The following is a 25,883-nucleotide window of genomic DNA, read 5'->3' on the forward strand; positions in this document are numbered from 1 at the left end:
CGATATGAAATTCACTCAAACGAAGTCACGGGCTGTCACGGTCGCTGCGGTGCTGCTCGTCTCGGTCGTCGCAGCCAGTGTTGCGTTCAGCGGTGTCGGCCTCGCATCAGTCGACACGGCTGACCGAACGGTCGGCGAGACGGTAGTTGAGCCCGGGGACAGTGTTGCTGTCTCCGTTGAGCTCACCGTCACGGACGGCGGTGATCGGTTGACCATCCAGGACGACTTCACACACGCCGGTGCTGCGGAAGCTGGTGATCTGCAACACAACGGCGAGTCTATCGATCCCGTGATCTTTGCTGTCGATGATCGCGGGCTCACGGTTGCAGCAGAAGAGTCCTTTGAAGACGGTGATACGGTCACTGTCGAGTACACGGTGACCGTTGCAGACGCGGTCGACAGTGACGAGACAGTGTCGTTCGATGGCACGGCCGGGATCGACGAGCAGGAAGACGTGGATATCGGTGGCGACTCGTCCGTTGAGATCGCGGAGAATCCGATAGCGTCGGCGGATCGGTCACTGGATCCGACTACCGTTGACGCGGGTGAAACCGCTACTGTTGACCTGGCGCTGGAACTCGACGATGATGCTGACCGGATTACCGTCTTCGAGGACTACGAGCGGGTTTCGGACGCAACCGTACAGTCGGTGACACACGACGGCGAATCGGTTGATCCGGTGATCGATGCGATCGACGACGAAAGCCTCACTATCGGGCTCGAAGAGCCATTCGAAGACGGTGATACCGTTGAGATTTCCTACTCAGTGAGCGTCCCAGAAGACGCAGCGGACGACACTGAGTATGCATTCACCGGTGTGGCGACGGCTGACAATCAGCCGGACGTCCAGATCATTGGTGACGACAGTCTGACCGTCGACGTTGACGACTCGGACGACACGTCGCCAGCCCCGTCACCGCCTCCAACCCCATCGCCTGACCCTGCGGCGTTCGATATCTCGACAGTCGAGGCGAACTCCTCGATCAGCGTTGACGAGACGCTAACGGTCACAGCGACAGTCGAGAATACCGGCGACGAGGATGACGAACAGGATGTCTCGCTACTTCTCGACGGCGACGTTGTCGACAGCGATACGACGGCTCTCGATGGTGATGAGGCGGCCGATGTGACGCTGTCAACCACCTTCGACGATGCGGGCGAGTACGACATGGTCCTCGAAACGGAAGACGATTCGACGGACCTCTCATTCACCGTCACCAAGGCGGACGACGATGACACCGAGGAGGACGACACTGAAGAGGATGAGACCGAAGATGAGGACGCTGATGATACCGAGCAGGACGACGAAACCGAAGACGATACTGCCGACGACGAACCTGCTGACGATGACCAGCCAGGATTCGGCGTGCTGGTCACGCTTGTCGGGGTTGTAGCCGTGCTGATAGTGGGTCATCGCAGGACCTGATCAGCTCACTAGATCCCACAGTAGGACTCCCGTCCTTCGGACTGTTGATGCTGGATCCACGCCAGCAATCATATTCAGACGGTCAACAGCCACATTGTTCATAGACCGCAAGTTAAGTTGCTTCCAGTTCTACAGCGGGATATGTGGCCCTGGGGACATCTCGCGGTTGGGTACCTCCTGTATACGCTCTACACGCGCACTCGATACGGACACCGACCACTGGCTGTTGCGACGATATTCCTCGTCGTCGGCACACAGTTTCCCGACCTGATTGACAAGCCGCTGTCGTGGACGTTTGGGATCCTCCCAACTGGGCGAACTCTCGCCCACTCTTTTCTGTTTGCCGTTCCGGTCAGCCTCGCGGTCTACGAGACCTGTCGGCGTCACCACCGGCTCCAAGCGGAGTGGGGCATCGCGTTCGCGATTGGAAACCTCTCGCACGTGATTGTCGACGCCGTACCCGCGTTCCTGTGGGGCGACCCAGCCGAGGCACGTTTTCTGTTGTGGCCCCTGCTTTCTGTCCCTGGTTACGAGGAGGGGGAGACTCCATCGGTCATCGACGCATTCCTCACGCTGGATCTGTCGAACTACTTGCTGTTCGAGTTCGGCCTGTTCGGGATCACCATCATTGTCTGGTGGTTTGATGGCCGTCCGGGCCTGTCCTACTCCCGCAGCAAACTCCGGAGCTTTGTCTCTGGAACGTCCGCAAGCAGCAGCTAGTTCGTCCGATCGTGCAGTACTGACTCTCCGGGCATCGTTGCCGTCTCGACACCCAGCTTTACGCCAGCGTTCAGGCTCGTGTTGATCCCCGTTTTCGTTCGGTCACCGACGACGACGCCGAGTTTGCGCCGGCCAGTGTCGATCTGTTCGCCTTTCACCAGCATCCGGACAGCGCTATCGTCGTGGCGGAGGTTCGCAACCTTCGTTCCAGCGCCGAAGTTGACGTCCTGCCCGAGCACCGAGTCGCCAATATACGAGAGATGGCCCGCTGCGGTGCCAGCCATCAGGACGGAGTTTTTCACCTCGACGGCGTTGCCAACCCGGACGTCCTCGCCGATCACCGTGGAGCCGCGAACGTAGGCGTTCGGTCCAACATCAGCCCCCGAGCGGATCACTACGGGGCCTTCGACGTATGCACCCGAGCGAATCCGCGCGCCGGATTCGACGACGACCTCGCCCTGCAGGGTCGCGCCGTCCTCGACGGTCCCGTCAATTCGACCGTCCAGCCCGTCCAGCACAGCCTCGTTGGCATTCAGCAGCTCCCACGGGCGTCCGACATCGAGCCACGGACCGTCGTATTCGACGGCCGTGACCGACTGGTCATCGGCCATCAATAACTCGATCGCTTCGGTGATCTCGTACTCCCCACGCGGGCTCTTTTCTGTCTGATCAATATACTCGAAGATCGACGGCTCGAACGCGTAGATGCCTGTGTTGATTAGATTCGATGGCGGATCGTCCGGCTTCTCGACGAGGCTCGTCACTTCGCCACCTTCGATCTCGACCACGCCGTAGGAACTCGGATTTGCAACTGGCTGGACGGCGACCGTCGCACCATCGTCCGCGGCAAGCTGTCGGGGCAGTGTCTCGTTGATGACGACGTCGCCGTTGATCACGAGGAATCGATCACTGACTGCCTCCCGTGCACAGCCGATCGCGTGGGCGGTCCCGAGCGCCTCTTCCTGTGTGACGTACTCGATCGGGATCCCCGCGTACTCCGCTCCCAGCCGGTCCTTGACCGTCTCACCCATGTAGCCGACGACGACAACGAACCGATCGACGACATCCACACACCGAGCCATTGTCTGCTCGATGAGGGTCGATTCGCCCAGTGGCAACAACGGTTTCGGGCACCCACGCGTAAGCGGGCGCATCCGGGTCCCCTCGCCTGCAGCGATAATGACAGCGTCCATACGCGTTTCAGGTAGGCTGAGTCGTATAAACTCCCGGATCCTGCGTAGTCTTCCATGGCATCATCTGCGTATGAGACCTCGGTGGCCGAAAGGCGAACGACTGTTAGGGATCGACACGTCAGATGACATATGTTCGGCACAAGTGGCGTTCGCGGGGAGTTCGGAACGGACGTGACGGTCGATCTGGCGGTAGCTATCGGACGCGCACTCGTCGCGGATGGCGCAGAACGGATCGTCGTCGGTCGGGATCCGCGAACGACGGGTCCGCTCCTCGCCGACGCGCTGTCGGCTGGCGTCCGCGAGTCCGGTGGGAATGTCACTGACTGTGGGATGGTCGCCACCCCAACCCTTGCGCGGGCGGTGGCCTGGCGTGACGCCGATGCGGGCGTGATGATCACCGCCTCGCATAACCCGCCCACGGATAACGGGATCAAACTCTGGACGCCCTCGGGCATGGCCTTCGACGAGGAACGACGGGAGCGTATTGAGGCGCTCGTCGAGGCCGACGGGTACGATCCCGCGGACTGGGATGCCGTAGGGGAAGTGAGCGAGTGGGACGGCGCGACGGTTCGCCATCACGAAGCCATCGTCGATGCGGTCGCCCCGATCGAGGACCTCTCGGTCGTCGTGGACGTCGGCAACGGTGCAGGCGGCGTCACGGCGGGCGTCCTCCGCGAGCTAGACTGCTCGGTCGAGACACTCAACGGCGAGCCGGACGGCCACTTCCCCAGTCGGCCGAGCGAACCCACGGAGGCGGCCTGCGAGACGCTGCAGGCACACGTCGCCGCAACCGACGCCGAGCTGGGGATCGCCCACGATGGCGACGCCGATCGGATGATGGCGGTTGACGAGACCGGCCAGTTCATCGTTGGTGACGCCCTCCTTGCCCTGTTCGGTCGCCGGGCGGCAGGCGAGGGCGACGTCGTGGCTGCCCCGCTGAACACCAGCCTCGCGGTAGACGACACGCTCGCCGAGGTCGGTGCGTCGCTCACGCGCACACGCGTAGGTGACGTGTTCGTCGCAGAGCGAGCCCGCGAGGACGACGTGGTGTTCGGCGGGGAGCCAAGCGGTGCCTGGATCTGGCCCGACGAAACGCTGGCTCCGGATGGTCCGCTCGCCGCAGCGAAGCTCGCCACCCTGGTCGACCGGGAGGGGCCCCTGTCGGCGCTGGTCGAGGAGCTTCCGAACTACCCGCTTCGCCGGGAGAGCATCGCAGTCGACGCCAAACGCGAGATCATGAAACGGGTCGCCGCGCGTGCACAGGAGGAGTACGAGTCCGTCGAAACGCTCGACGGCGTCCGGGTCGAGCGCGAGGATGGCTGGTTTCTCGTGCGCGCCAGTGGGACCCAGCCGCTGGTTCGGGTGACTGCGGAGGGTCGAACTGAGGCCACGACGACGGAGCTGTACGAGGAAGCGCGAGCGCTGGTCGAGGACGCAATTAAGGAGTAGCGACTCCAGGACTCCGGAGCAGAGGGGAACGGTATCACTTGACTGTGTCGAATATCAACAGCCGAGATGCTGTTTGGAATAGGCTGTGGCCCCCCGGCAACACAGGAAACGCCTATCTGTGAGACGAGCGTCTCACACAATAATGAGTACTGACACTAATGACGCCATGACAGAATCGTAGGGCGGTTTTCGACCGCAACTGATGGCCGAATCACTCAGCGTAGACACGCAGCGTCAGGTATTCCTCGACCTCAGAGTGGACATCGATGACCCACTCATCCGACATGGATGTGGCCTGTCGGGTCGAGACGCCGGAGAGAATAGAGAGAAGTGTTTCTGCGACGCTTTCCGGGTCACACTCCTGGAACTCCCCTGTGTTGATTCCGGACTGGATGATTGACACGAGATGTGATCGGAGGATCGTATCACTGCGTGTGAACAGCTTTCGATACTCCTCGTTGGTAACACCCCGAGCCCGGAGGGCAACGAGTGTCGCCATGAACTGGCGCTCTTCGTCGTCGAGCTCCGTGGAGAGCATGGACGTAACGAACTCCTCGAGTTGCTCCTGGGGGTTTTCGAGCTCACCACTGGTCTGTTGACTCTCGAAGCCCTCCAGTAGGTACTCCAGACAGCTTCGCACGAGGTCGTCTTTTCCCTCGTAATGCCGGTAGATAAGCGACGGGCTCTTCTCGAACTGTTCACCGATCGATTTGATGGTGATATCGGCGTAGCCGTCAGTACACAGTGCCCTGTACGTTGCCCCAAGGATCTCCTCTTGTGTCGTCGCCGCGTCCGCAAACGGATCTTCAGCCATTGTCACGGTGGTCCACTCTGGGTCGATGGTGACTCTATCTGGATATATAAACAACCAACATCTGTGGAGGTGTGTCCCACCTGTAGCATACTCCAATTTCGATGTCGAGCACGATAAACAAAGTGATTGAATGTTCAATCACAATTCTTAATAATCAGGTCCCAAACAAGTGTGCATGAACGACAGCGTGAAGTCGGTCCAAATGGGGCGTCCTCCCCGACAAGTGAGTAGGTGGTTTCTGTGAAAGCGGATCGACGAACTGCTGTTGCGGTCGCGGCGCTGGTTGTCGTTCTGGCCGCTGTTACCATTGCCGTCCCAGCCGTCCTTGCCCAGCAGTCCGCTCCGGATTCATCGTCCGGCGAGCTGACACGGGGTGAGCCCGACCTCGACGCCTTCCTGCCCGAGCCGGAGCTCAACGCTGGCACCGAGGAATCGATCGAGATTCAGCTGCAAAACCGGGGCGACCTTGATACTGGCACCCAGAGCGAGCGTGTGACGACCGCCCGTGGCCTCTCAGTCGAAGTCGTTGATGAGGGGCCGTTTGACGTGAAGTCGGGCCAGTCCTCGCTGGGGTCGTTACCCGAGGGTGAGAGCATCAGCGCAACACAGCGCATCGAAGCGCCCGATGATCTCGATCCGGGCGAGTACGAGATCACCGTCGAAGCCGACTACGCCTACACGTGGCAGGTGTCGGATAACTCCGGAACGCGCTCGGACAGGACCAACAGTGAACGGTTCGATCTCACGATCGTCGTTCCCGACGAGCCACGGTTTGACATCTCCAATGTTGACACGGACGTCCAGCCTGGCGGGGACGGACCGGCAACACTAACTGTCGAAAACGTCGGCGCACAGGCTGCAAACGCGACGCAGGCGACGATCAGTGGTGGCGGCGGCATAACGGTTGACGGCGGCACTGCCGAAGAGCTACTCGGCGATCTCGAACCGGATGAGTCAGCATCGGTCACGGTTGATGTGGAGATCCCCCAGACGACAAGTGGCGGCGAAAAGCCCATCCAGCTTGACCTTAGCTATCGAGATGGCGCCGGGATCGAACGACAGGCCGGGCCCGAAACGGCCAGTCTCGCTCCGGCAGCCGAACAGCGGTTTGCTATCGATACCATAGAGGATACGCTGTCGGTTGGCTACGACGGCGAGGTCACCGGGAATATCACGAACGAGGGGCCCCGGAACGTTGACGACGCAGTACTGATCGTTGAGCCCCAGAGTGAGTCGCTGTTCATCGAGGATACGCGGTACGCACTGCCCGAACTGGATGCAGGGGAGACAACCTCGTTCAGATATCCGACTGACGTGAGTGGGCAGGCAGATGAAGGGCCACGCCAGCTCCAGTTCACAGTCGAATACGGCTCCGGGGACCGATCGACGGGACAGGATGGCCCGATCTCCCAGCGTGTCGTGGTGGATCCTCGGACTGACGAATTCTCGCTGGATGGCGTAGAGACGACAGTTCGGCAGGGTGAGACTGCAGACCTGATCATAGAAATCACGAACCAGCGGCCCGAAACACTCTCAAATATCGATGCAGCCCTGTACACGGATAGCCCGCTGGAAAGTGAGGACGACGAGGCGTTCGTCCCCTCGCTTGCACCGGATGAGTCCGCCGAGATCCGGTTCGATATGACCGCAGCGGAGAACGCACAGGTCCAGACGTATCCGGTCGAGCTCGACTTCCAGTACGATACCGAGCGTGGTGACACGACTGTCTCCGATACCTACCAGTTCCCGGTCGATGTCGAGGAAGGGGTAGAAGATGATGATGGTGGGCTGCTCGCTCTTCTGTTCCCGATCGGCGGTGTCCTCGCGGCTATCGCCGTTGCTGGAGTCTGGTGGCAGCGGCGGGCAAACAGCTGATGAGTTCAGCAGACACTGATCAGGCGGAGGACTCCCGTCTCACACGGTGGGTCAACACAGCAATCACAACGCGCCCCTGGACGGTCGTTTTCGTCTTCGTTGTGATCACTGCCGTCTTCCTGGGGGCGATCGCCGTCAGCGAGGGCGAAGAGGAGGCCGGTGCCGATCAGTTCACCGAAGGCTCGGACGCACAGGAAGCGTTCGATGAGATCCAAGAGGAGTTCCGGGACGAGGGGCGTGATACCGGCGGGACAACGGCACAGCTGTTCGTGGAGGACGATCGAAACGTCCTCTCGAAGCCGTCGCTGTTACGGATGTTAACCTTCCAGGACCGTATCGAGACCGAAGACGGGTTGCGTGTCGAGTCCTCGACGAGTCCGGCCTCGCTTGTCGCAGAGCAGCTCGATCCCGACGCGACGACAGCTGAAGACAAGTATCGCACGATCGAGCGCACGCCACAGCGCCAGCTCGACCAGGCGATTGCGGACGCCGACGAGACGGCTGGGCTGCCCGTCAGCACGGATTTCAAACCGGAGTCGGGGTCGGCGTCGGTCGCGCAGGTGGCAATCACGTACAATACCCCGCCAAACGCGGAGACGAGTGATACGGCCGATCTCCAGTTCCAGACACAGGATATCGCGGACAGCATTGAGGGATACGAGTCCGGCGAGAACGTCATCCTCTTCGGCGATGCGATCATCGAAGAGGAGACACTTCAGTTGCTCAGCGACACGGCGATCGTCGTCTTCCCCGCGGCGATTATCCTGATCATCTTCTTCCTCGGTGTTGCGTATCGGGATCCGATCGATCTCATGCTGGGGCTCGTCTCCCTCGTACTGACGTTTATCTGGACGTTTGGCTTCATGACGCTCGCCGAGATCCCGTTCTCGGATCAGCTGATCACCGTCTTCGCGCTGTTGCTCGCCGTCGGGATCGACTTCGGAATCCATATTATCAATCGCTATCGGGAAGAACGGGAGCTGGGCAAACAGATCGAGGAGTCGATGCGGATCACCACCCAGCAGCTCCTGATTGCCCTCCTGATCGTTACGCTGACGACCGTGTTTAGCCTGCTGGCGAACCTCATCAGCGATGTCACCCGTGACTTCGGGATCGTCGGCACTGCCGGGATCATCTTTACGTTCCTCATCTTCGGAATCTTCCTCCCCGCCGGGAAGGTGGGCGCTGACACGCTCCGCGAGGGAACGCGATTCCCCGAGTTTGGAACGAGCCCGCTCGGAAAAGAAGACTCCGCGCTGGGGCGAGTGCTCACGGTGGGTGTGACGATCTCGAAAGTCGCCCCAGTGGTGTTTCTCGTCACAGTGCTCGCACTCGGTGTCGGGGCGACCGCGTATGGGACCGGCGTCGATACCGAGTTCGACGAGCAGGCCTTCTTCCCGGACGAGGATCGGATCGAGCAGTACGAGTCGTTGCCCGGACCGCTCCAGCCGGGTGAGTACACGTTCATACAGGTGCTCTCGTATCTCGAAGACGACTTCGAGCAGGGGTTCCAGGACTCGGTGACAATATATGTCGACGACAATGACTTACGATCCGATCGCGGCCTCACGGAGATCGACCGTGCGCTCTACGACCCCGACGATGCCTTCAAGTCCGAGGGGCGGCAGGCTGATGCCGAGTCGATCCTCAGTGTGATCGAGTCCCACGAATCGGCGGATCCCGAGTTCGCCCGAACTGTTCAACGGTACGACGGAAGCGGTGACGGGATCCCGGACCGGAACGTCGACGTGGTGTATGATGATCTGTTCGACTCGCCCGCGGGCGATCAGGCACGGGACCGCTTGACGACCGACCGAACTGGGGCTGTGATCGACGTGCAGGTCGACGTCGATGCCGAACAGGAGGAGGCAGTGGCTGCCGCCCGCGCGCTCGCGGAGGACATGCGTCTCGATGCGACGGCGACCGGACAGCTCGTCATCTTCGAGTCGATCCTCGAAGAGATCACGGATGCGTCGTTGAACAGCCTGCTCGTCGCGTTCGTCCTCACCATGGTCTTTCTGGTGCTTTCGTACTGGTGGCTCGAAGGGCGGGCGGTCTACGGCGTGCTCAACCTCGTCCCGGTGTTGCTCGCCGTGGCGTTGCTGGCCGGGTCGATGCGGGCGTTTGATATCCCACTCTCACCGATCAACGCGCCGATTCTGTCGGTGTCGATCGGGCTTGGCGTCGACTACACCGTCCACTTCATGCACCGCTTTGTCGACGAGTTCGAGGACGGGAAAAGCATACAGGACGCCCTCCAGACGACAGTGCGTGGGACTGGAGGCGCGCTCACCGGCAGCATGCTGACGACGGTGAGTGGCCTCGGGGTGCTGTATCTGGCGTTGATCCCACTGATCATGGAGTTCGGCCTGCTGCTCGCACTGGGTGTCTTCTACGCGTGGCTGAGCTCGGTGCTCGTGTTGCCCTCCGCGATCGTCGTCTGGGATCGCGTCTCGACCGGCGAGTTCGTCCCGTCGTGGCTGGCACGGGCGTGATCCTGATTGTGGCAGGCTACTCCGTCTGATTCTTGCCCGCCTCCTCGATACGCCGGTAGTGCTCGGCGTCAAGTCCGGACTCGCGGGCGGACTGTAACTGTGAGTTGACCAGTCTGTTCTGCTGTGGCCCCCACACCTCCGGCGGTTGCTCCTCGATAAACTCCACCCACCGATGAATTGCGTCCAGCCGGAGCTCCCGGTTGCGCTCGTGTTTCTCGTCCAGTTGGTCACGAAGATCTGAGTCGGTCATACTCCTCCTCGGCGGTGTCTGGAGCTGGGTGTTCGGGATCCAACAGTTACGTACACTGGTGTGAGACAACAGATCCGCTCGCGGTTTATATAGTGAGTCGGACGAATGTCTGACGGTAAGATTTACTTAATTCACCGATATCGTCGACTTCAGGGGTTATGGCACGGTTTACCATGCCCCGAAACCACCACAAAGCATTTATAATCATGGTCTAACTTGTATAACGTACCCCTACCCATGGTACCAGCAGTTGAGTATCACGGTCCGCGTGAGAAAGATGCTGATGCCGACGACAATGAGATAACACAACAACACATGACAAGCAATACAGAATCATATCGCAAAAAGGGACGCGCAGTGTTCCTGGCCGCGATTATGGTACTTTCGATGGTTGCAATGTCCGCATCGTTCGCGGGCGTCGCAGCCGCCAACGAAGCGAGCCTGGAGTTCAATGACCAGGCTGTTGACGGTACTGATATTACCGTCGAGGATGTAACGGCAGATGCAGGTAATTATGTTGTCGTCCACGAGGGCGACGACACTGACGGAGACGTTGTCGGTATCACACAGGTTGGTGATATCGACGGCGAAGACGTAGTGGTCACCGTAGCTGAGGACGACGATGTTGACGGCGAGACAGTTGAAGAGGCCTCGCCTGGCGAGCACACGGTTGAGATCTACGAAGATGTAGATGACCTCAGCGGTGCTCAAGATGTCGATCAGACCGCTACGGTCTTTGGTGGTGTGATCACTTTCGACCCAGCTGATCAGGACGAGCCTGTGACTGAGCTTGAAGTCGATAATGCAATCCTCAATGACGGCGAAGACGCTGACTACTTCGTCTCCATCACCAACGAGGACGGCGATATCCTCGGCGTCAGTGAAGAGCAGACTGGTGACGAGGACGACATTGAAGTTGAACTCGATACGGTCCTCACCCACGAGTCTAGTCCATACGACCTAGACGCCAACGTGCACTTCTCCGATGACGGCGCAGCTGGCGACATGGTCCCACAGGGCGCTGAAACCCTGAGTGACGATGCGACGCTGACGGTCAACGAGGATACGGAAGCTGACATCGCTGGAGAACTCGGCGTTGACGTCTACTACTCCGACTACAGTGATCTGTCCGGATCGCTTGTCTGGAGCGGCCAGGAAATCGCTGTTGACGGCTTCGACAACAACGAAGACGTTCAGCTTCGGACCTACGATGATGGGTCTACAAGCCTTGTTACGGAACTGAGTGCAAATAGCGCTGGTGTCGTAACGGTTGATCTTGACCGTGACGCTGACAACTACTACTTGACTGGTAGTGGCGGTGAGAACGACCCAGATCAGGCTGACACCTTCGAGCTGGCAGTTCAGGACCTCGACGCTGAGTTCGAAGCTGACGAAGTCAGCGACATCACGGATGACTTTGAGCTTGACGTTGAGTCCAACCGTGGCTCCTACGCGCTCGAAGTGTCCGCTGACGGCCTCGACGAAGAGGATCTTGAAGACATCTTCGGCGGCGCTGTCGATAGCGTCGACGAGGATGACGAAACCGTGACGCTCGACCGCGGTAGCGACCGCACGTTCGCGCTTGACTTCACGGGCGTTGACGCTGACGACTACGACTTCGACTTCGACGTTGTCGACACTACGGCCTCCGACAGCGCCTCTGTGACCGTCACCGAGACGGGTGACGAGGAAGTCGAAATTGTCGACGCGGAGCTGATCGATCGCGGTGACGTCTCCGAGATCGAGATCGCTCTCGAAGCAACTGACGAAGGCACCATCATCCTCGGCGACGAGGATGAGGTCGGCTACGAAACCGAAGTCTTCGTTGAGGACAACGATGACCACGACACCATCACGCTCGAGTTCAACAGCTTCACGGCTGGCGGTGATGGTGATTGGGGCGAGCAGTTCGACAGTGAGGATGTCTGGTCCGTTCAGGAAGACGATGTTGACCTGACGGTCGAGGAAGATACGAATCTCAACCGTCCGCTTGCGGCCGGTGACTACGAACTGTTCGCTGAGACCGCTGCTGGTGACGAGACTGACACTGGCTTCGTGACGATCTCGGAGTACAGTGGTCCGTCCGACAGCGCAACTTGGACCGCACCTGCTGACGATAACGCCGAGGACCTCGACGATGTCTTCGGTGACGACGCAGTTGTCAGCCAGACTGACGAGTTCGCACACGGTGATCAGGTCCTCCTGAGCATCGACGACTTCGGTCTGGAAGGCGCTGTTGAACACTTCGACGAAGATGAGCTCGGCGACCTCCTCACCACAGACCGTGATGACGAGGGTGCCGTTCTCAGCTTCCTCGAAGGTGATGTCTCCCCGAACGCTGACCCCGACGTCTGGTACGTTGGTAACGACGACAAGTTCGACGACATCTACGACACCACCGGTGCCGAAGAAGAGATTGACGTCACCATCCTCGAAGACGGTGACGACAACGAGTACGACGGTACGCTCGTCATCTCCGTTGACGAGCCTGCCGAGGAGTTCTACGGTGACGACACCGACGAACTCGACGTTGAGTTCGACGTGAACTACAACGTCTTCGAGGATAGCTTCTTCGCCAGTGACGATGACGCCCTCACGGGCGAATTCGACATTGAGGACCGCGAACTTGAGTGGGACGACTCCGCTGAGGAAGTGCCCGCTCAGGCTGATGCCGAGATGACTGGTGAGACCAACGTTGCAGCTGGCAGCGAGGTCGACACCCGCGCTCGCGCAGCCGGTGTCTTCACGATGACCTCGACCGTTGAAGTCGACGACGACGGTGTCTTCACCGCTGTCTACGACTTCGAGGGCGAGGAAGTTGGACAGACGTTCGACCTCCGCGCACAGGACGGTAGCTTCTCGACTGACTACGAAGACGAGATTGAGTCCACGCTCGTCGAAGCAGAAGAAGAACCTGAGGAAGAAGAAGCCTTCTTCGAGGTCTCTGACCTCAACCCCGAGGACGCTGAAGTTGATCAGGGCGACCTGATCGACGTCTCGGCCACGATCACCAACACTGGTGACGAGGAAGGTACCCAGGACGTCTCCCTCACGCTCGACGGTGACGCCATCGCCACTGAAGAGGTTACCCTCGACGGTGACGAGGACTACACTGTTGAGTTCGAGGATGTCGACACTGCTGAGCTCGACGGCGAGTACGAGCACGGTGTCGCCACCGACGATGACAGTCAGACCGGAACGCTGACCGTCAACGTCGATGAGGACGAGGAAGAAGATGACGACGTCGAAGAAGACGATGACGTCGAAGAAGATGACGACGTCGAAGAGGACGATGACGTCGAGGAACCCGAAGATGACGACGACCAGCCCGGCTTCGGCCTGATGGTCGCTGTCCTCTCGCTCCTCGGTGCTGCACTCCTCGCACGCCGTCGTAACAACAACTAAACTCGACTGACGTAGTCGAGTTCCCTTGCAGTTCCTTTCTTTTGCGTGCTACACCCGAGAGCGGTAGCTACAGCATCGTTTTGTGGCAGTAGCGCGAACAACTGAGCATGCGGGAGATTCGGATCGACGACGAGACGAACGCCCGCCTCGAAGCGCTGCAGGCGGAGATACGATGCCAGACCGGACAATCCATCACGAAACAGGAGTTACTCACGCGAATTCTCGACACTGCCTGCCGGTCACCGAACGAGATCGTCGACTCGTTCCGGGACAGTGCAGTCCCGCTTTCGGCATCCGAGAAAGCAACGATGCGCAGTGGACGGATAGCATCGGGAACTGCGACGGACGAGGATGATATCGACGACATACTGTACTCCGGACCGTGACGTGTTTGCGGATTCCGCCCGTGGCTGGCAGTCGTCAATTTCGCCCCACAAACGTATTAGTGGAGCCGCGCATACGATTGCGTATGACTATCACCCAGGACGAAGACGTTCTCAGGGGTGAGCCACGGATCGAGGGGACTCGAATTGCGGTTCGACAGGTCGCCGACATGGTGATCGACGGCGATCAGTCACCGCCCCACGTTGCTGATCAGCTCGACGTGGCGCTTGCAGCAGTGTACGAGGCACTCTCGTACTATTATGCACACCCCGACACCATGCGAGAGCTCGCACGGGAGAACGCCGACGCGTTCGAGCGGGTTCGCGAAACCGCGCTGAAGCCCAACGTCTCGTGATGGGGCAGTTTTTGATCTGGACCGCCAAGTGAAACAGCTGAAACGTGGTGCGAAAGTGTTAGCGGTCGGGCCGCGGTGCGGTTTCGTACCGCTGGATAGTCTCGGTTTTTTCGATGGTGTTGTATATCTCCCCCAGCGTTTCCTCCGCACGGAGTAGCCCGTGTTCATCCAGGAACTCACGGCCCTCCTCGCTAAGCCCGTAGAACTTGTACGGGAGGTCGTTTTGCCGCTGGTCTTTCGGCAGCGCGACTTCCTCAACGATGCCCTCGGTGACGAGTTTCTGGAGGTGCTGGCGAATCGTCGTCTGACTTTTATCCGGGTTGACGTAGTCCAGTTCCTTCAGCGTCGGCAGTTGGGCAGGATGCCCGAGGATATCCTGAATCAGCGAGAATCGCGTCTCCTGGGTGACGACGTTCAGTCGTTCCCGCACCGTATCGATCCCGCCCGTCGGGTGGTCTGGTGTGCTCATGTACACTACTTTGGGGAGAACCGGATTAAGTATTTCGCCCAGATACGAATCGGTTATGACTGAATCGGTAACCGATTCGATCACTGCATTAATGTGGAGCCGCAGTCACTACCATATATGATCGAGGAGAACAGAGCGGCGGAACTTTCGGAAAAAGCCAACGAATACCTCCACGATACTTCGTTATCGCCGGAGGAATACGAGGCCCTCAAGCACAGTGTCGCAGAGCTATCTCCGATCTTTTCGGCCGATTGCGCGTACTTCGTACTTGGTGGCTACGGTCGCCCCGAAATCCACCGACTCCAGCTCGTCAAAGATAGACTGAACCGACGCACCAGCGCGTACGCGTTCTTGATGGTTGATATCCGGCAAGAATGGGTGAACACATATCTCAAATTCCGAATTCTTGCCGACTACACCGATTTCATCATCGGTGTTAGCGAACACGATCAGGGCGGTTTCCTCGTCGAACAGGGCTACTTCACAGCTCTCGAAACGTACTTCCAGAAAACACATGTGCTCAAACGCGAGTACACCGACCTGACACCGGAAGCTGTTGAAACGAACGCGAATACTGAGAATCCCTACAGTGGGATGCAGACAGCAATCTTTGAGATGCTTGCTGAAGCTGGCCGACTCTATATCTGGACCACCGAAGACGACCTCATCAACGCTACCACAGACCTGCCTTGATATCTCCTCTGCCCTGATCGGCTGGTTCACGACGAGTAATCTCCATAGCGAGCACGATCTCGACTGTACTCCCGACCGTGACGTTTTTGCGGGTTCCGCCTATCTCCATGCATAATGACCCCCTCCACCAGTGACCCCTGGGCCACCAGACGCCGACTCCTCCAGGCGGCGGGCGTGGCGGCCACGGCCGGACTCGCGGGCTGTGCGGAGTTCGGCGGCGAGCCGAGCCCCCAGGAGACGATCGAGTGTGATCCCGTGGAACCGGCGAGTTCGGTCTCGGAGTACGCAACCCATCCCGACGAGGACGTCTCGATGTTCGGCCGTGGGCTCCGGCGACTGTACTACTACCCCGACGAGCACGTCCCCGAGTCAGTCGAGGTCAACTGGTCGACGCCGATGAACTACGTGGGCCATACGGCGGCGAAGGCCAGCCCGGTCCCGACCCCGGCGGGCGATACCATCGTCTTCGCGGGCGATACGGGCCGGATCGACGCCTACTGCCCGGACGGACAGAAGAAGTGGACCGTCCAGACCGGCGCGACCGACTTTGGCTTTCACGGCTCGGCGGCCATCGTGGGCGACACGGCGTACATCGGTGGCTACGACGGCGACGTCTACGCACTGGATATCGACGACGGCGAGATCGTCTGGCACACGCCCTCCTCGGACCTCGACGGGACGCTTGCGGTCGGCTCCAGCCCGGCGTACTACGAGGGCTCGCTGTACGTGATCGCCGAGTACGGAAGCCCCTCCTCGGGGGCGCTCTGGGAACTCGACGCCGAGACGGGCGAGCCGCTGTGGAGCGATGGGCGGATCTGGGGCCAGCCCCATCCCTCACCGACGATCGACCTCGATCTGGGCCGGATCGTGGCGGGCTCGAACGACGGCGTCGTCTACTGCTGGGAGTTCCCCTCGATGGAGTTCCTCTGGGAGTTCCAGGCCGATGCCGACGGCGAGGAGCGCGAGGGCGGCGAGTTCCGCGCGGGTGCGGAGATCAAAGGCACCGTGGCGGCCCACGACGGGCGGGGCTACTTTGGCTCGTGGGACAACAACTTCTACTGTCTCGACCTTGAGGACGGCAGCGAGGAGTGGGCCGTCGACACCGGCCGGTCGAACATGTCCAACCCCGCCGTCGATCCCGAGCAGGATATCGTCTACGCGGGCGGCGACAGCGGCATCGTGCGCGCGCTTGAGGCCGACTCGGGCGATGAGATCTGGACCACTAACGTGAACGGGCGGGTGATCGGCGCGCTTACTGCGACTGCGGGCAAAGTGCTCGCAGGCTCGTACGACAGCCATCTGTACGCGCTGGATCGCGAGACCGGTGACCGGTGCTGGCGGGTCGAGAACCGCGGCCGGGTCACGAGCGCGGCGGTACCCGTTGACGGTCGCGTCTACTACGCCGAGCGCGGCGTCTTCTCGAACTACTACGACGACGAGGAAGAGACGGTTCTCGAGGAGCCGGGCCACGCGTACTGTCTGCGGGAAGCACAGTAGCTAGTCGGCCCGCTCCCAGACACGCACCCAGTCGATGAGCAGGTGCTCCGACCAGCGTTCCTCCAGGGCCGCCTCCCCGATTCGGTTGACGTGTGTCGAAAAAATCAGGCCGAACGGCCGCGCTGGTGTGTCGGTAAGCGCGCTGATCATCGGCTGGGAGCCCGACACCGTTCGGACCCGACGGCCGTTGACGTACCACTCGATCCGGTCTTCGAACCAGGCACAGCCGTAAGTATTGAACCCCGCCGAGACGTCTGCCCCCACGTCGAGGGAGACCGGGTCGTGCTCGTGTGTCTCCATGTCGTTCGACCTGCCGGACCGACTCCAGTGGACGTCGACCTGTACGCGGTCGGGATCCGTTCCGGGAATCCACTCGACGATATCGATTTCCGGTGGCCAGTGCATATTGGCTGGGTGCATCCAGAACGCCGGGAGCACGCCGGGGCGCGTGGGAAGCTGGAGCCTCGCTTCGACGTACTGGCCGGGGACTGGATCGATCGGGATCCCCACCTCTGGATGGTGGGACTCACCGCCCACACTCGAATTGATGACACCTTGAAAACAGCCCTCCGGCCCGGCCCCGGTCGACTCGACGGTCAGCCGACACTGTCCGTCGGTGACCGTGACGTGATCGGCACTCACCGTCGCATCGTCGTCGGGGATCCATTCGGCGCGGTCGATAAAGCCGACCGCCCACCGATCGGTGTCGAACCGCTCCCACTGCTCGTCAACGACGAGTTGCCAGTGATCAGGCTCTGTTTCCGGCGGCGATCCGTCGTCACCTGTGGGGGCAAGACAGCCAGCACCGGCAAGACAACCGAATGTCACGAGCAACTGCCGTCGCCGTGTCTGGCCAGCGGGCATCGGATCACTGCTCTCTGTAGCAGGCCGGAGCCGATAAAGACCAGGGGCTCCCCGTGAACTCGCTCACTCCTGGGGTGCAGGGATCGCATCGTCCTCTGCGTCGACACCCCCGTCCGCGATCAGCCGATCGGCCCCATCGTGGTGCTCGAATGCCCCCGGTTCGAGTTTCGGGTGTACTCGCTCGATCTCCCGCGGCGAGACGTGCTCTGGAGCGGGCGCTACTTTCTCTGTGACGGCAAAGGTGTGGACCGGGGAGATGAGCGCCCAGAGCGCGCCGGCGGTGTTCAACACGACCAGCAGTGGCGTCAGCGGGAGCGCAAGCAGTGTGACACGCTCGCGGGGGAGATACACAAGCGTCCCCAGCAGCGTGATAAAAAAGAGCACACCAAACAGGCCGAGCGAGCCAAACTGGTACAGGGTTGATTCGGGCACGTACTGCGGGACGGCCAGCAATAGGAGTGACAACACTGGGATCAGCGGGGACATGGCCCAGGTGATGAGGCGAAAGCCAAAGAGTAGCTTGTACCGGCCGGGTAGCAATCCCGACGCGTGCTGGGTTCCCGCGAACCAGCGGCGGCGTTGGCGGAACATCCCCCGCACCGATGGCGGAGCCTGATTCCGGAACTTCAGGTTCAGCACGCGAAAATCAAGATCGCGGGACTCCGCAGCGCGCCAGACGAAATTCGTGTCCTCGGTGATCGTCTCGACGTCCCACGTGAGCTCGTCTTCGAGCGATTTCCGGATCGCGACACCGCCGCCCCAGGCGTACAGCGGATACGTGAACCAGCCAAACGAGCGCTGTTCGTACTGGTAGCCGATCCGGAACGTCTCACAGAGGAAGGCGAGCAAGGAGCCGGTGTACAGGGGCTTTTCGGTGATCTGGACGACGTCCGCGTCGGGCAGGCCCTGAAAGTTCTGGACGATCGTGTCCTCGTCGAGATAGAGGATATGTTCTCGAGTACAGGAAACCTCACGGCGGGCCCATTCGAGGGCACGGCCCTTGTGTCGAGCCGCACAGTCGAACTCCTCGGGGACGACGTGGACCGTCGCACCGTCGATCTCGATATCGCGTTCGGCGATCACGTGGATGTCCTCGACGGCGTCGGGGACGGAATCAACCGTTGCCTGGACGACGGCCTCCGCACCGATGGTGAGGATACGCACCTGCACGTCATCGTGGCCGTACGCCAGATCCTCTTCGGAAACGAGCTGGTTCCGCCCGAGAACGAACACCTGCACTAACCAGGTGAGGATCGACACGGAGTACAGCACGAACACTGTCCAGGCGAGAAACACGAACAGTGTTGAGAGACCGGGGAGCATACACTTCCCCTTTGACTATCCGATGAATAAGCTGACGGTATGTGTGAGAATTCACGAAATATCGTGCGGGGGCGTCACCCACCCAGCCGACCTGTCAGGCGACGTCCTGAACAGCCTGCGCAAGCAACTCCACACCCATCTCGATCTCTCGCTCGGTGACGTCCAGGGGAGGCAGCAAGCGCAACGTTTTGTGACCACAGCCAAGCGTCAGCAGGCCGTGTGAGAGCGCCGCGCGTACCACGTCTTCACGCCGCTCTTTCGTGTCGAACTCGACGGCAAGCATCAGACCCCGCCCGCGGATGTCCTCGACGCCGGGTAGGTAAGCGTCCGAGAGCAGTTCTTTTGCCTGCTTCCCACGTCTCGTCGCGTTCTCCTGCAGGTCGTACTCTTCGATGGCGTCGACCGTCGCGACGCCCTGGAGCGCCGAGAGGAAATCGCCCGCGCCCCACGTCGAGGAGAGCCGACCCGTCTCGTCGGGGAAGACGTCCGCGCGCCCGATCGTCGCGCCGACACGCAGGCCCTTCGCGCTGGCGATGACGTCCGGCTCGATCGGCGTGTGCTCGATCGCCCAGAACTCGCCGGTCCGACCCAGTCCTGACTGGATCTCGTCGGCAATGATGTGGATACCGTAGCGCTCACGGATCGTGGCGATGTCCTCCAGAAATCGATCCGAGGGAATCCGATAGCCCCCCTCGCCCTGAATCGGTTCCAGAATGATGTAGGCCACTTCTTCGGGATCGATGACGCCACGCTCGGGGTGGAGTTTGTCGCCGAGTGCGTTGCCAGCGGGGCCGTCGGTTTCCCATCCGCAGGTACACTCGTCCTCGCAGGTGCAGTAAGGGACGCTGAGCACGCCGGGGATCTCCGGGTAGCCCTTGCGATGGACCGCCTTCGATCGGTTGAGCGAGAGCGCACCCAGCGTGCGGCCGTGAAAGGCACCGTCGAAGGTGACGCCACGATGCCCGCGGTCGGCATAACAGATCTTGATGGCGTTCTCGACGGCCTCCGCACCCGTGTTCGAGAGGAACACCTGATCGAGCCCGTCCGAGGCGGAGACGAGGCGCTCCATCAGCTGGGTCGGGCCGGGGAACTCTGGGTCCTCGGGGGGCCAGCCACCGCTGGCGTAGAAGTCCTGCCCGGCGATCTTCGTCGGTTCGGGAATGTCAAACCCCTCCATCGCACGCGTGACTTTGGGGTTGTTGTACCCAAGCGGTGAGGCCGCAACGTGAGCGGTGAAATCCAGCAAGACGTTGCCGTCGATGTCTGTACAGAACGGACCGATCGACTCGCTCGTCACGTCCCAGACGAACTCGTAGACGTAGGTGCTCGGGGCAGCGAACTCGTGGTGATACTGGACCCACTCGTCTGCCCGATCGCCGGGAATGTCGGTGACAACCGGTTCTGCTGTCTTTCTGTCCATAATTATTCCTTATCTTCGCGGTATGTTAAACCAACCGGGCGGATTTGTGGCTGGACTGCTCGCTGGGATTGCAGTACCCACGAGAGAGGAGAAGCAGGAGGGAACTGCCGTCCAGACCAGCGGAGGGCAGCCCCCTACGACGGTTGACAGGGTGCCGGTGCCACCCTTTCAGTCGTGACCGGTCCGGATCAAGGGATGTTCAGCGCCTTACTCGTCGTCGGTGTAGCGAGACTCCCATTCGTCCCGGGCGTCGATTTCGCGCTGCCCGCGTCGCGTGATCGAATAGGTGTTCGTCCGGCGGTCGCGCTCGCCTTTCTCCACGAGTCCCTTGTCGACGAGTGTGTCGAGGTTGGGGTAGAGGCGGCCGTGGTGTATCTCCGACTCGTAGTACTCCTCTAGCTCGTCTTTGACAGCGAGGCCGTGAGGCTCGTCCTTCCCGGCGATGACGTACAACAGATCACGTTGGAACCCTGTTAGATCGTACATCGTATAACGATTCGAGAGTAACCCTCCCGTGAAAATAAGTGTGTCGTCTTGCATAGATGACGGCGTAACGCTGCACACTCACTGGAACGTCCTTTTACTGGTCAATTGCCGATCGCTTCTGACAAATTACTACCAATTTGAAACGTTCTGGAAGTGGTTCGATCAGGCAGAGAGTTATGTCGATACGACGCCTACTAGAAGGTATGCCAGAAGAAGTGCTGTTCGAGACAGAACGTAAGCAGAGCCGCGCAGAGATCGCTGACACCCTCCGCGCTGTCGCGGATAAACTGGACACAGGGGAGTCGATTACCCTCACGGCGGGCGATCAGTCCGTCGATATGGATCCACCGGAGAACCCGACGTTCGAGATCAAGGCCGAACGCGAGGGGAAAGCTGGGAGCGAGGAGTTGAGCATCGAGTTCGAGCTGGAGTGGAAGCCCGGCGAGAGCGACGACGCCCCCGTCAGCATCGAGTGAGAAACGAAGCGGTTACTTCCGGGGCGCGTTCACAATAGCCCATGGACGCCCACTGCGTACGGGTCCCCCGCGAGCGCGGCGAGGAGACGCGTCGTTCGCTCGCCGAGGCCGATCTGGTCGCCGAGGACGTCGAGATCGTCGCCGAAGATGGGGCGATCTACATCCCGGTGGTCGATCCGGACGCCGTCCCGGAGGAGTATGAGCTCGTCACCCGTGACCTCCCCGAACGATCGCTCCCGGAGATGCCCGCCGACATTCTGGGCTACGAGCCGAGCTACGAACGGCTCGGTGATGTCGTGATCCTCGACGAGGACGACCCGGAGCGGGCACGCGAGATCGCCGACGCCGTCGACGAGTCCGCCCTCCCCGTCGAGACGGTGCTCGATCGCGCCTCGAAAATCAAGGGCGAACAGCGCGTCCGCGACTGGACGGTACTGGTCGGTGATAGCACTGAGACGGTACACCGCGAGTACGGCTGTGAGTTCGCACTGGATCTGGACGCGGTCTACTTCTCGCCGAGACTCGCCACGGAACGCCACCGCGTCGTCGAGCAGATCACGCCCGGCGAGCAGGTCTTCGACATGTTCGCGGGCGTCGGCCCCTTCGCGATCCCTGCGGCGACCCGCGGTGCCACTGTCGTCGGTACGGACATCAACGAGCGCGCCATCGAGTACTTCCGCGAGAACGCCCGAAGAAACGGCGTTGAACAGCGTGTAACGGCGATTGCGGGCGACATCCGTGAGGTCGCCGCGGAGTACAGCGGCTGGGCCGACCGAATCGTGATGAACCTCCCCCACAGCGCCGACGAGTTCCTCGATACCGCAGTCGAACTCGCCGGGGAGGACTGTGTGCTCCACTATTACGACATTCAACACGAGGACGACCCGTACGGCCCCGGTGAGCGAGCGATCCGTGCGGCGGCAGAACCGGCATACGACGTTACGGTCGAGCGCGCTCACACGGTGCGCTCGTATGCCCCCCACGAGTTCAACGTCTGTCTCGACGTCCGACTGACCCGGGCGTAATTCGCAACCCTTATTGGGGTTTTGCGTCGTATCATTGAGTGAGCGCCGGTGTAGCTCAGACTGGCTAGAGCGAATCCTTCGTAAGGATTAGGCCGGGGGTTCAAATCCCCCCACCGGCTTGTTTCTGCGACGAACGGACGTGAGGAGCGAAGCAACGATTGGGGATTTGTATCAGGGAACAGCTTTGCTGTGACCGTGGTTCAAATCCCTCACTGGCTTGCTTTTGCGAGGCTATCGCGAACGTGGTGAGCGATGGCTTGAAGCCGCTGGTCGCTTCGGTGAACGGATGTGAAGCCCAGAGACTGTACACGGTTCAGATTTCCTCACCGGCCTGCGTTTCCGTATTGATGCCTCTGTCCACTCGTCGGGTCGGTGTCTGACCGAATTGTTAGACATGAACGTGTATAGCAGCGTCCAATCGAGAAGAAAATATTTAAGTCTGATCTTCGCCGACTGCACAAACATCCAATGGCAGTGGACCAAGTAGCGGACTTTTTCGGCTTCGAGGAGCACGATACTGACATACGAACCGAGATTTTGGCCGGTGTGACGACGTTTCTGGCGATGTCGTATATCATCGTCGTCAATCCGTTCATTCTCTCCGAAGCGATCGTCATCGACGGCTACAGTCAGGGCGAAGTGATTCAGATGATCGCCATCGCGACGATTCTCTCATCGGCGTTGGCGACGATCGTCATGGCGCTGTACGCAAACCGGCCGTTCGGACTCGCCCCGGGCATGGGGCTAAATGCTTTCTTCGCGTTCACCGTCGTCATCGCGCTCGGGATACCGTGGCAGACTGCCCTCGCTGCGGTGTTCGTCGAGGGGATTCTGTTTATTATCCTCACTGCCATCGGGGCTCGTGAATATATTATCAACCTGTTTCCAGAACCGGTCAAGTATGCGGTTGGTGCCGGTATCGGTGTCTTTCTGCTGTTTATCGGTCTCCAGGAGATGCAGGTGATCGTCGGCTACGAGGGCACCCTCGTTGAGCTCGGCAATATCGCATCGAACCCAGTTGCGACCCTCGGCGTTCTGGGCGTTGCATTAACGCTGATTCTCTGGGCCCGCAATGTCACGGGCGCAATCGTGATCGGTATTCTCACGACGACGATCGTCGGCTGGCTGGTTGCCGCATCCGGTCTGACCGATCCGGATACCGTCGTCGACGGTGAACTTTACTCCACGTTCGCCGAAGAGGGTATCGTCACCGGCCTGTGGAACATCGTGACTGGCGTCCAGTACGACTTTACGCCGATTGCCGGTGCGTTCATCGAAGGACTCGGCGATATCGAGCCAGTTACGTTCCTCTTCGTCATGCTGACGTTCTTCTTCGTGGACTTCTTCGACACCGCGGGGACGCTCATCGGCGTCGCGCAGTTCGGTGATTTCCTCGATGACAAAGGCGAGTTGCCGGAGATGGAAAAACCACTCATGGCCGACGCGGTTGGTACGACCTTCGGTGCGATGGTCGGCACCTCGACCGTGACGACGTATATCGAGTCGTCGACCGGTATCGAGGAAGGTGGTCAGACCGGCTTCACCGCGCTCGTCGTTGCAGCCTGCTTCCTGCTTGCGCTCCCGTTCGTTGCGCTCGTGTCGATTATTCCCGAATACGCCTCGTTCCTCGCACTTGTTGTCGTTGGTATCATCATGTTCCAAGGTGTCACCGACATCGACTGGAGTCACCCCGCATGGGCGATTTCTGGCGCGCTTACAATCACGATCATGCCGCTGGCGTACTCGATCGCCGATGGTCTCGCGGCAGGCATCATTGCGTATCCAATCATCAAGGCATCGATGGGTGAAGGTAGCGACGTCCGGCTCGGCCAGTGGGTGCTCGCTGTGGTGTTGGTCGCCTATTATGTGCTCCAGACTGGCGGCTTCATCCTCTGAGGCGCCGCCGACGCACAGCACCAACGCTTTCTTCCCGAATCACCCCTAACTACCGCTGAATGTCCGATCTGATACTGTACGAACTGCCGGGCTGTCCGTTCTGTGCGAAAGTCACCTCGAAACTCGACGAACTGGGGCTGGAGTACGAGAGCCGCGAAGTGCCACGCAGCCACTCCGAGCGCACTGAGGTAAAAGAAGTCAGCGGCCAGACCGGCGTCCCGGTGCTGATCGACGAAACAAACGATGTCCACGGGATGCCCGAAAGCGACGATATTGTCGCGTATCTCGACGAACAGTACGCATGACGCCACGGCTGCTCACGCTGTGGGCGCGCGTTGCAACTCGGGATGTTCGAGACCAATATCCGAACTGATCCTCAGGCTGGCTCTTCCTCGTACTCCGCGCGCTCGCGGATGAGATCGCGGAACTCGTCGGGGTCGTCGATGGCTTCGGCTTCCTCGCGCTCGATTAGCGCGGTCCCCTCGATCGAGGTCTGTTTGGCGCTATCGACGAAGTAGACCGATCGCGTGCCGACGACGCGCCCGACCGAGCCCATGATCCGCGCGCGCTTTTCTGCAGTCCGGGTGTACTCCGAGTGGCCCGTCAGCACCGTCCCCTCGGCGGGATCGGCGTCGTCTTCTTCCTCACTGACGGCTTTGAACGGCGCGCGCAGGGTGGGATGGACCTCGTAGCCAGCGCGGGTCATCACCGTAACGATCCGCTGGTCGTCGGGGTCGGCATCGGGTGCGTCGGGAGTCGGGTCGGTCTCCCGGACGTCCTCGGCTCCCTCAAGCACGTCGACATTACTGGTCAGTCCAGCGCCAAAGAGCTCTTCGAGCTGCATCGCAACCTCGATGCTTGCGTTCATTCCGTCCTCGTACTTCGAGACTGTACGTCTGGAGACGCCGAGTTCGCTCGCGAGCTGGCCGAGACTCCAGCCGCGCTCCTCGCGTTTGTCCGCGAGGATATCGCCATCGATACTGACGTACAGCCCGCCCGGTGCGGCGTATATCAGCGGCGGGACGCCCTCGACGAACAGATCCATCGCGGTGTCGGGGCTCAGTACTGGGACCCCGTGGCGGAAGTAGACGACCTCGGGTTTTAGCTCTTCGTCCCTGGTTCGGAGGCCGATCACCAGTGGCGTGGCATCCAGATACGCGCCGATGCGGCGCATCTCCTCGCCCGTTTCCGCGTCGAAGGCGTCGACGTTACCGAGCACTTTCAACAACACGAGTTCGTCGCCGCGGCGGGCCGCGACGTCGAAACTCCGCGGACGCGTCGCACAGCGGTCACTCACAGCGAAGCCTGCGTCTTCGAGCATGGCGGTGACGTTGCCGACGAGCGCAGACCGTGACATATCCGAGTGTA

The 25,883-nt window shown here is 60.5% G+C and carries 23 protein-coding genes and 1 tRNA gene; 15 read left to right on the forward strand and 9 right to left on the reverse strand.

Annotated features, from left to right (window positions below; translation table 11 throughout):
* The first annotated feature begins 4 nt into the window (after nucleotides 1–4).
* Nucleotides 5–1,426 (forward strand): PGF-CTERM sorting domain-containing protein, encoded by a 1,422-nt coding sequence (locus AArcS_RS02460; RefSeq protein ID WP_238478841.1) that lies wholly within the window; start codon nucleotides 5–7, stop codon nucleotides 1,424–1,426.
* Nucleotides 1,427–1,567: 141 nt separating this feature from the next.
* On the forward strand, nucleotides 1,568–2,146 hold the full coding sequence (locus tag AArcS_RS02465) for a metal-dependent hydrolase (RefSeq protein WP_238478842.1): 579 nt from the start codon (nucleotides 1,568–1,570) through the stop codon (nucleotides 2,144–2,146).
* Here the strand turns inward: AArcS_RS02465 and glmU are convergent.
* Complete coding sequence (gene glmU / locus AArcS_RS02470) at nucleotides 2,143–3,339, reverse strand: bifunctional sugar-1-phosphate nucleotidylyltransferase/acetyltransferase (RefSeq protein WP_238478843.1); 1,197 nt, start codon at nucleotides 3,337–3,339, stop codon at nucleotides 2,143–2,145. The genes AArcS_RS02465 and glmU overlap by 4 nt on opposite strands.
* Before the next feature lie 129 nt (nucleotides 3,340–3,468).
* On the opposite strand from glmU, the gene glmM reads away from it, so the two are divergent.
* Nucleotides 3,469–4,788, forward strand: coding sequence for a phosphoglucosamine mutase (gene glmM, locus AArcS_RS02475; protein WP_238478844.1), 1,320 nt, complete (start codon nucleotides 3,469–3,471; stop codon nucleotides 4,786–4,788).
* 211 nt (nucleotides 4,789–4,999) lie between these two features.
* Here the strand turns inward: glmM and AArcS_RS02480 are convergent, their stop codons facing one another.
* The gene (locus AArcS_RS02480) at nucleotides 5,000–5,602 is read right to left on the reverse strand and encodes a TetR/AcrR family transcriptional regulator (RefSeq protein WP_238478845.1); all 603 of its coding nucleotides are present in this window, start codon (nucleotides 5,600–5,602) and stop codon (nucleotides 5,000–5,002) included.
* Between the two features lie 240 nt (nucleotides 5,603–5,842).
* On the opposite strand from AArcS_RS02480, the gene AArcS_RS02485 reads away from it, so the two are divergent.
* Both AArcS_RS02485 and AArcS_RS02490 read left to right on the forward strand, forming a co-directional pair.
* Nucleotides 5,843–7,477 (forward strand): COG1361 S-layer family protein, encoded by a 1,635-nt coding sequence (locus tag AArcS_RS02485; RefSeq protein WP_238478846.1) that lies wholly within the window; start codon nucleotides 5,843–5,845, stop codon nucleotides 7,475–7,477.
* Nucleotides 7,477–9,972: an efflux RND transporter permease subunit gene (locus tag AArcS_RS02490; protein ID WP_238478847.1), complete on the forward strand. Its 2,496-nt coding sequence runs from the start codon at nucleotides 7,477–7,479 to the stop codon at nucleotides 9,970–9,972. The genes AArcS_RS02485 and AArcS_RS02490 overlap by 1 nt, the downstream gene beginning before the upstream one ends.
* A gap of 16 nt (nucleotides 9,973–9,988) precedes the next feature.
* Here AArcS_RS02490 and AArcS_RS02495 read toward each other — a convergent pair whose 3' ends face one another.
* Nucleotides 9,989–10,222: a DUF8150 family protein gene (locus tag AArcS_RS02495; protein ID WP_238478848.1), complete on the reverse strand. Its 234-nt coding sequence runs from the start codon at nucleotides 10,220–10,222 to the stop codon at nucleotides 9,989–9,991.
* Between the two features lie 315 nt (nucleotides 10,223–10,537).
* Between AArcS_RS02495 and AArcS_RS02500 the strand changes: the two genes are divergently transcribed.
* From AArcS_RS02500 to AArcS_RS02510, 3 genes are all read left to right on the forward strand, one after another.
* Nucleotides 10,538–13,627 carry a BGTF surface domain-containing protein gene (locus AArcS_RS02500; protein ID WP_238478849.1) on the forward strand — a complete coding sequence of 1,030 codons (3,090 nt, stop codon included), beginning with the start codon at nucleotides 10,538–10,540 and terminating at the stop codon, nucleotides 13,625–13,627.
* A gap of 107 nt (nucleotides 13,628–13,734) precedes the next feature.
* Nucleotides 13,735–14,013, forward strand: a complete 279-nt coding sequence (locus AArcS_RS02505; protein ID WP_238478850.1) for a hypothetical protein — start codon at nucleotides 13,735–13,737, stop codon at nucleotides 14,011–14,013.
* 83 nt (nucleotides 14,014–14,096) lie between these two features.
* Nucleotides 14,097–14,366 carry a DUF433 domain-containing protein gene (locus tag AArcS_RS02510; RefSeq protein ID WP_238478851.1) on the forward strand — a complete coding sequence of 90 codons (270 nt, stop codon included), beginning with the start codon at nucleotides 14,097–14,099 and terminating at the stop codon, nucleotides 14,364–14,366.
* 58 nt (nucleotides 14,367–14,424) lie between these two features.
* Here the strand turns inward: AArcS_RS02510 and AArcS_RS02515 are convergent, their stop codons facing one another.
* Entirely contained in the window at nucleotides 14,425–14,835 is a 411-nt protein-coding gene (locus tag AArcS_RS02515; protein WP_238478852.1) for a transcriptional regulator, read from the reverse strand.
* A gap of 117 nt (nucleotides 14,836–14,952) precedes the next feature.
* On the opposite strand from AArcS_RS02515, the gene AArcS_RS02520 reads away from it, so the two are divergent.
* Both AArcS_RS02520 and AArcS_RS02525 read left to right on the forward strand, forming a co-directional pair.
* Nucleotides 14,953–15,528 (forward strand): DUF8170 family protein, encoded by a 576-nt coding sequence (locus AArcS_RS02520; RefSeq protein ID WP_238478853.1) that lies wholly within the window; start codon nucleotides 14,953–14,955, stop codon nucleotides 15,526–15,528.
* A 114-nt stretch (nucleotides 15,529–15,642) separates the two neighbouring features.
* Entirely contained in the window at nucleotides 15,643–17,025 is a 1,383-nt protein-coding gene (locus AArcS_RS02525) for an outer membrane protein assembly factor BamB family protein (RefSeq protein WP_238478854.1), read from the forward strand.
* On the opposite strand, the gene AArcS_RS02530 is transcribed toward AArcS_RS02525, so the two are convergent.
* The 4 genes from AArcS_RS02530 to AArcS_RS02545 form a co-directional block, all read right to left on the reverse strand.
* Complete coding sequence (locus tag AArcS_RS02530; protein ID WP_238478855.1) at nucleotides 17,026–17,889, reverse strand: glycoside hydrolase family 16 protein; 864 nt, start codon at nucleotides 17,887–17,889, stop codon at nucleotides 17,026–17,028.
* A gap of 63 nt (nucleotides 17,890–17,952) precedes the next feature.
* Nucleotides 17,953–19,212, reverse strand: a complete 1,260-nt coding sequence (locus tag AArcS_RS02535) for a glycosyltransferase family 2 protein (protein WP_238478856.1) — start codon at nucleotides 19,210–19,212, stop codon at nucleotides 17,953–17,955.
* Between the two features lie 94 nt (nucleotides 19,213–19,306).
* Entirely contained in the window at nucleotides 19,307–20,632 is a 1,326-nt protein-coding gene (locus AArcS_RS02540; protein ID WP_238478857.1) for an aminotransferase class III-fold pyridoxal phosphate-dependent enzyme, read from the reverse strand.
* 207 nt (nucleotides 20,633–20,839) lie between these two features.
* Nucleotides 20,840–21,118 carry a helix-turn-helix transcriptional regulator gene (locus AArcS_RS02545; protein ID WP_238478858.1) on the reverse strand — a complete coding sequence of 93 codons (279 nt, stop codon included), beginning with the start codon at nucleotides 21,116–21,118 and terminating at the stop codon, nucleotides 20,840–20,842.
* Between the two features lie 203 nt (nucleotides 21,119–21,321).
* On the opposite strand from AArcS_RS02545, the gene AArcS_RS02550 reads away from it, so the two are divergent.
* The 5 genes from AArcS_RS02550 (at nucleotide 21,322) to AArcS_RS02570 (ending at nucleotide 24,820) form a co-directional block, all read left to right on the forward strand.
* On the forward strand, nucleotides 21,322–21,594 hold the full coding sequence (locus AArcS_RS02550) for an amphi-Trp domain-containing protein (RefSeq protein ID WP_238478859.1): 273 nt from the start codon (nucleotides 21,322–21,324) through the stop codon (nucleotides 21,592–21,594).
* Between the two features lie 41 nt (nucleotides 21,595–21,635).
* Nucleotides 21,636–22,619, forward strand: a complete 984-nt coding sequence (locus AArcS_RS02555; RefSeq protein ID WP_238478860.1) for a class I SAM-dependent methyltransferase — start codon at nucleotides 21,636–21,638, stop codon at nucleotides 22,617–22,619.
* A 44-nt stretch (nucleotides 22,620–22,663) separates the two neighbouring features.
* A tRNA-Thr gene (locus AArcS_RS02560) sits at nucleotides 22,664–22,738 on the forward strand.
* Nucleotides 22,739–23,087: 349 nt separating this feature from the next.
* Nucleotides 23,088–24,515: an NCS2 family permease gene (locus AArcS_RS02565; RefSeq protein ID WP_238478861.1), complete on the forward strand. Its 1,428-nt coding sequence runs from the start codon at nucleotides 23,088–23,090 to the stop codon at nucleotides 24,513–24,515.
* A 59-nt stretch (nucleotides 24,516–24,574) separates the two neighbouring features.
* Nucleotides 24,575–24,820, forward strand: a complete 246-nt coding sequence (locus AArcS_RS02570; protein WP_238478862.1) for a glutaredoxin family protein — start codon at nucleotides 24,575–24,577, stop codon at nucleotides 24,818–24,820.
* Between the two features lie 71 nt (nucleotides 24,821–24,891).
* Here the strand turns inward: AArcS_RS02570 and AArcS_RS02575 are convergent, their stop codons facing one another.
* Nucleotides 24,892–25,872, reverse strand: coding sequence for a transcriptional regulator (locus AArcS_RS02575; protein WP_238478863.1), 981 nt, complete (start codon nucleotides 25,870–25,872; stop codon nucleotides 24,892–24,894).
* Nucleotides 25,873–25,883 lie beyond the last annotated feature (11 nt).

The sequence above is a fragment of the Natranaeroarchaeum sulfidigenes genome (assembly GCF_017094485.1).
Taxonomy (GTDB): Archaea; Halobacteriota; Halobacteria; order Halobacteriales; family Natronoarchaeaceae; genus Natranaeroarchaeum; species Natranaeroarchaeum sulfidigenes.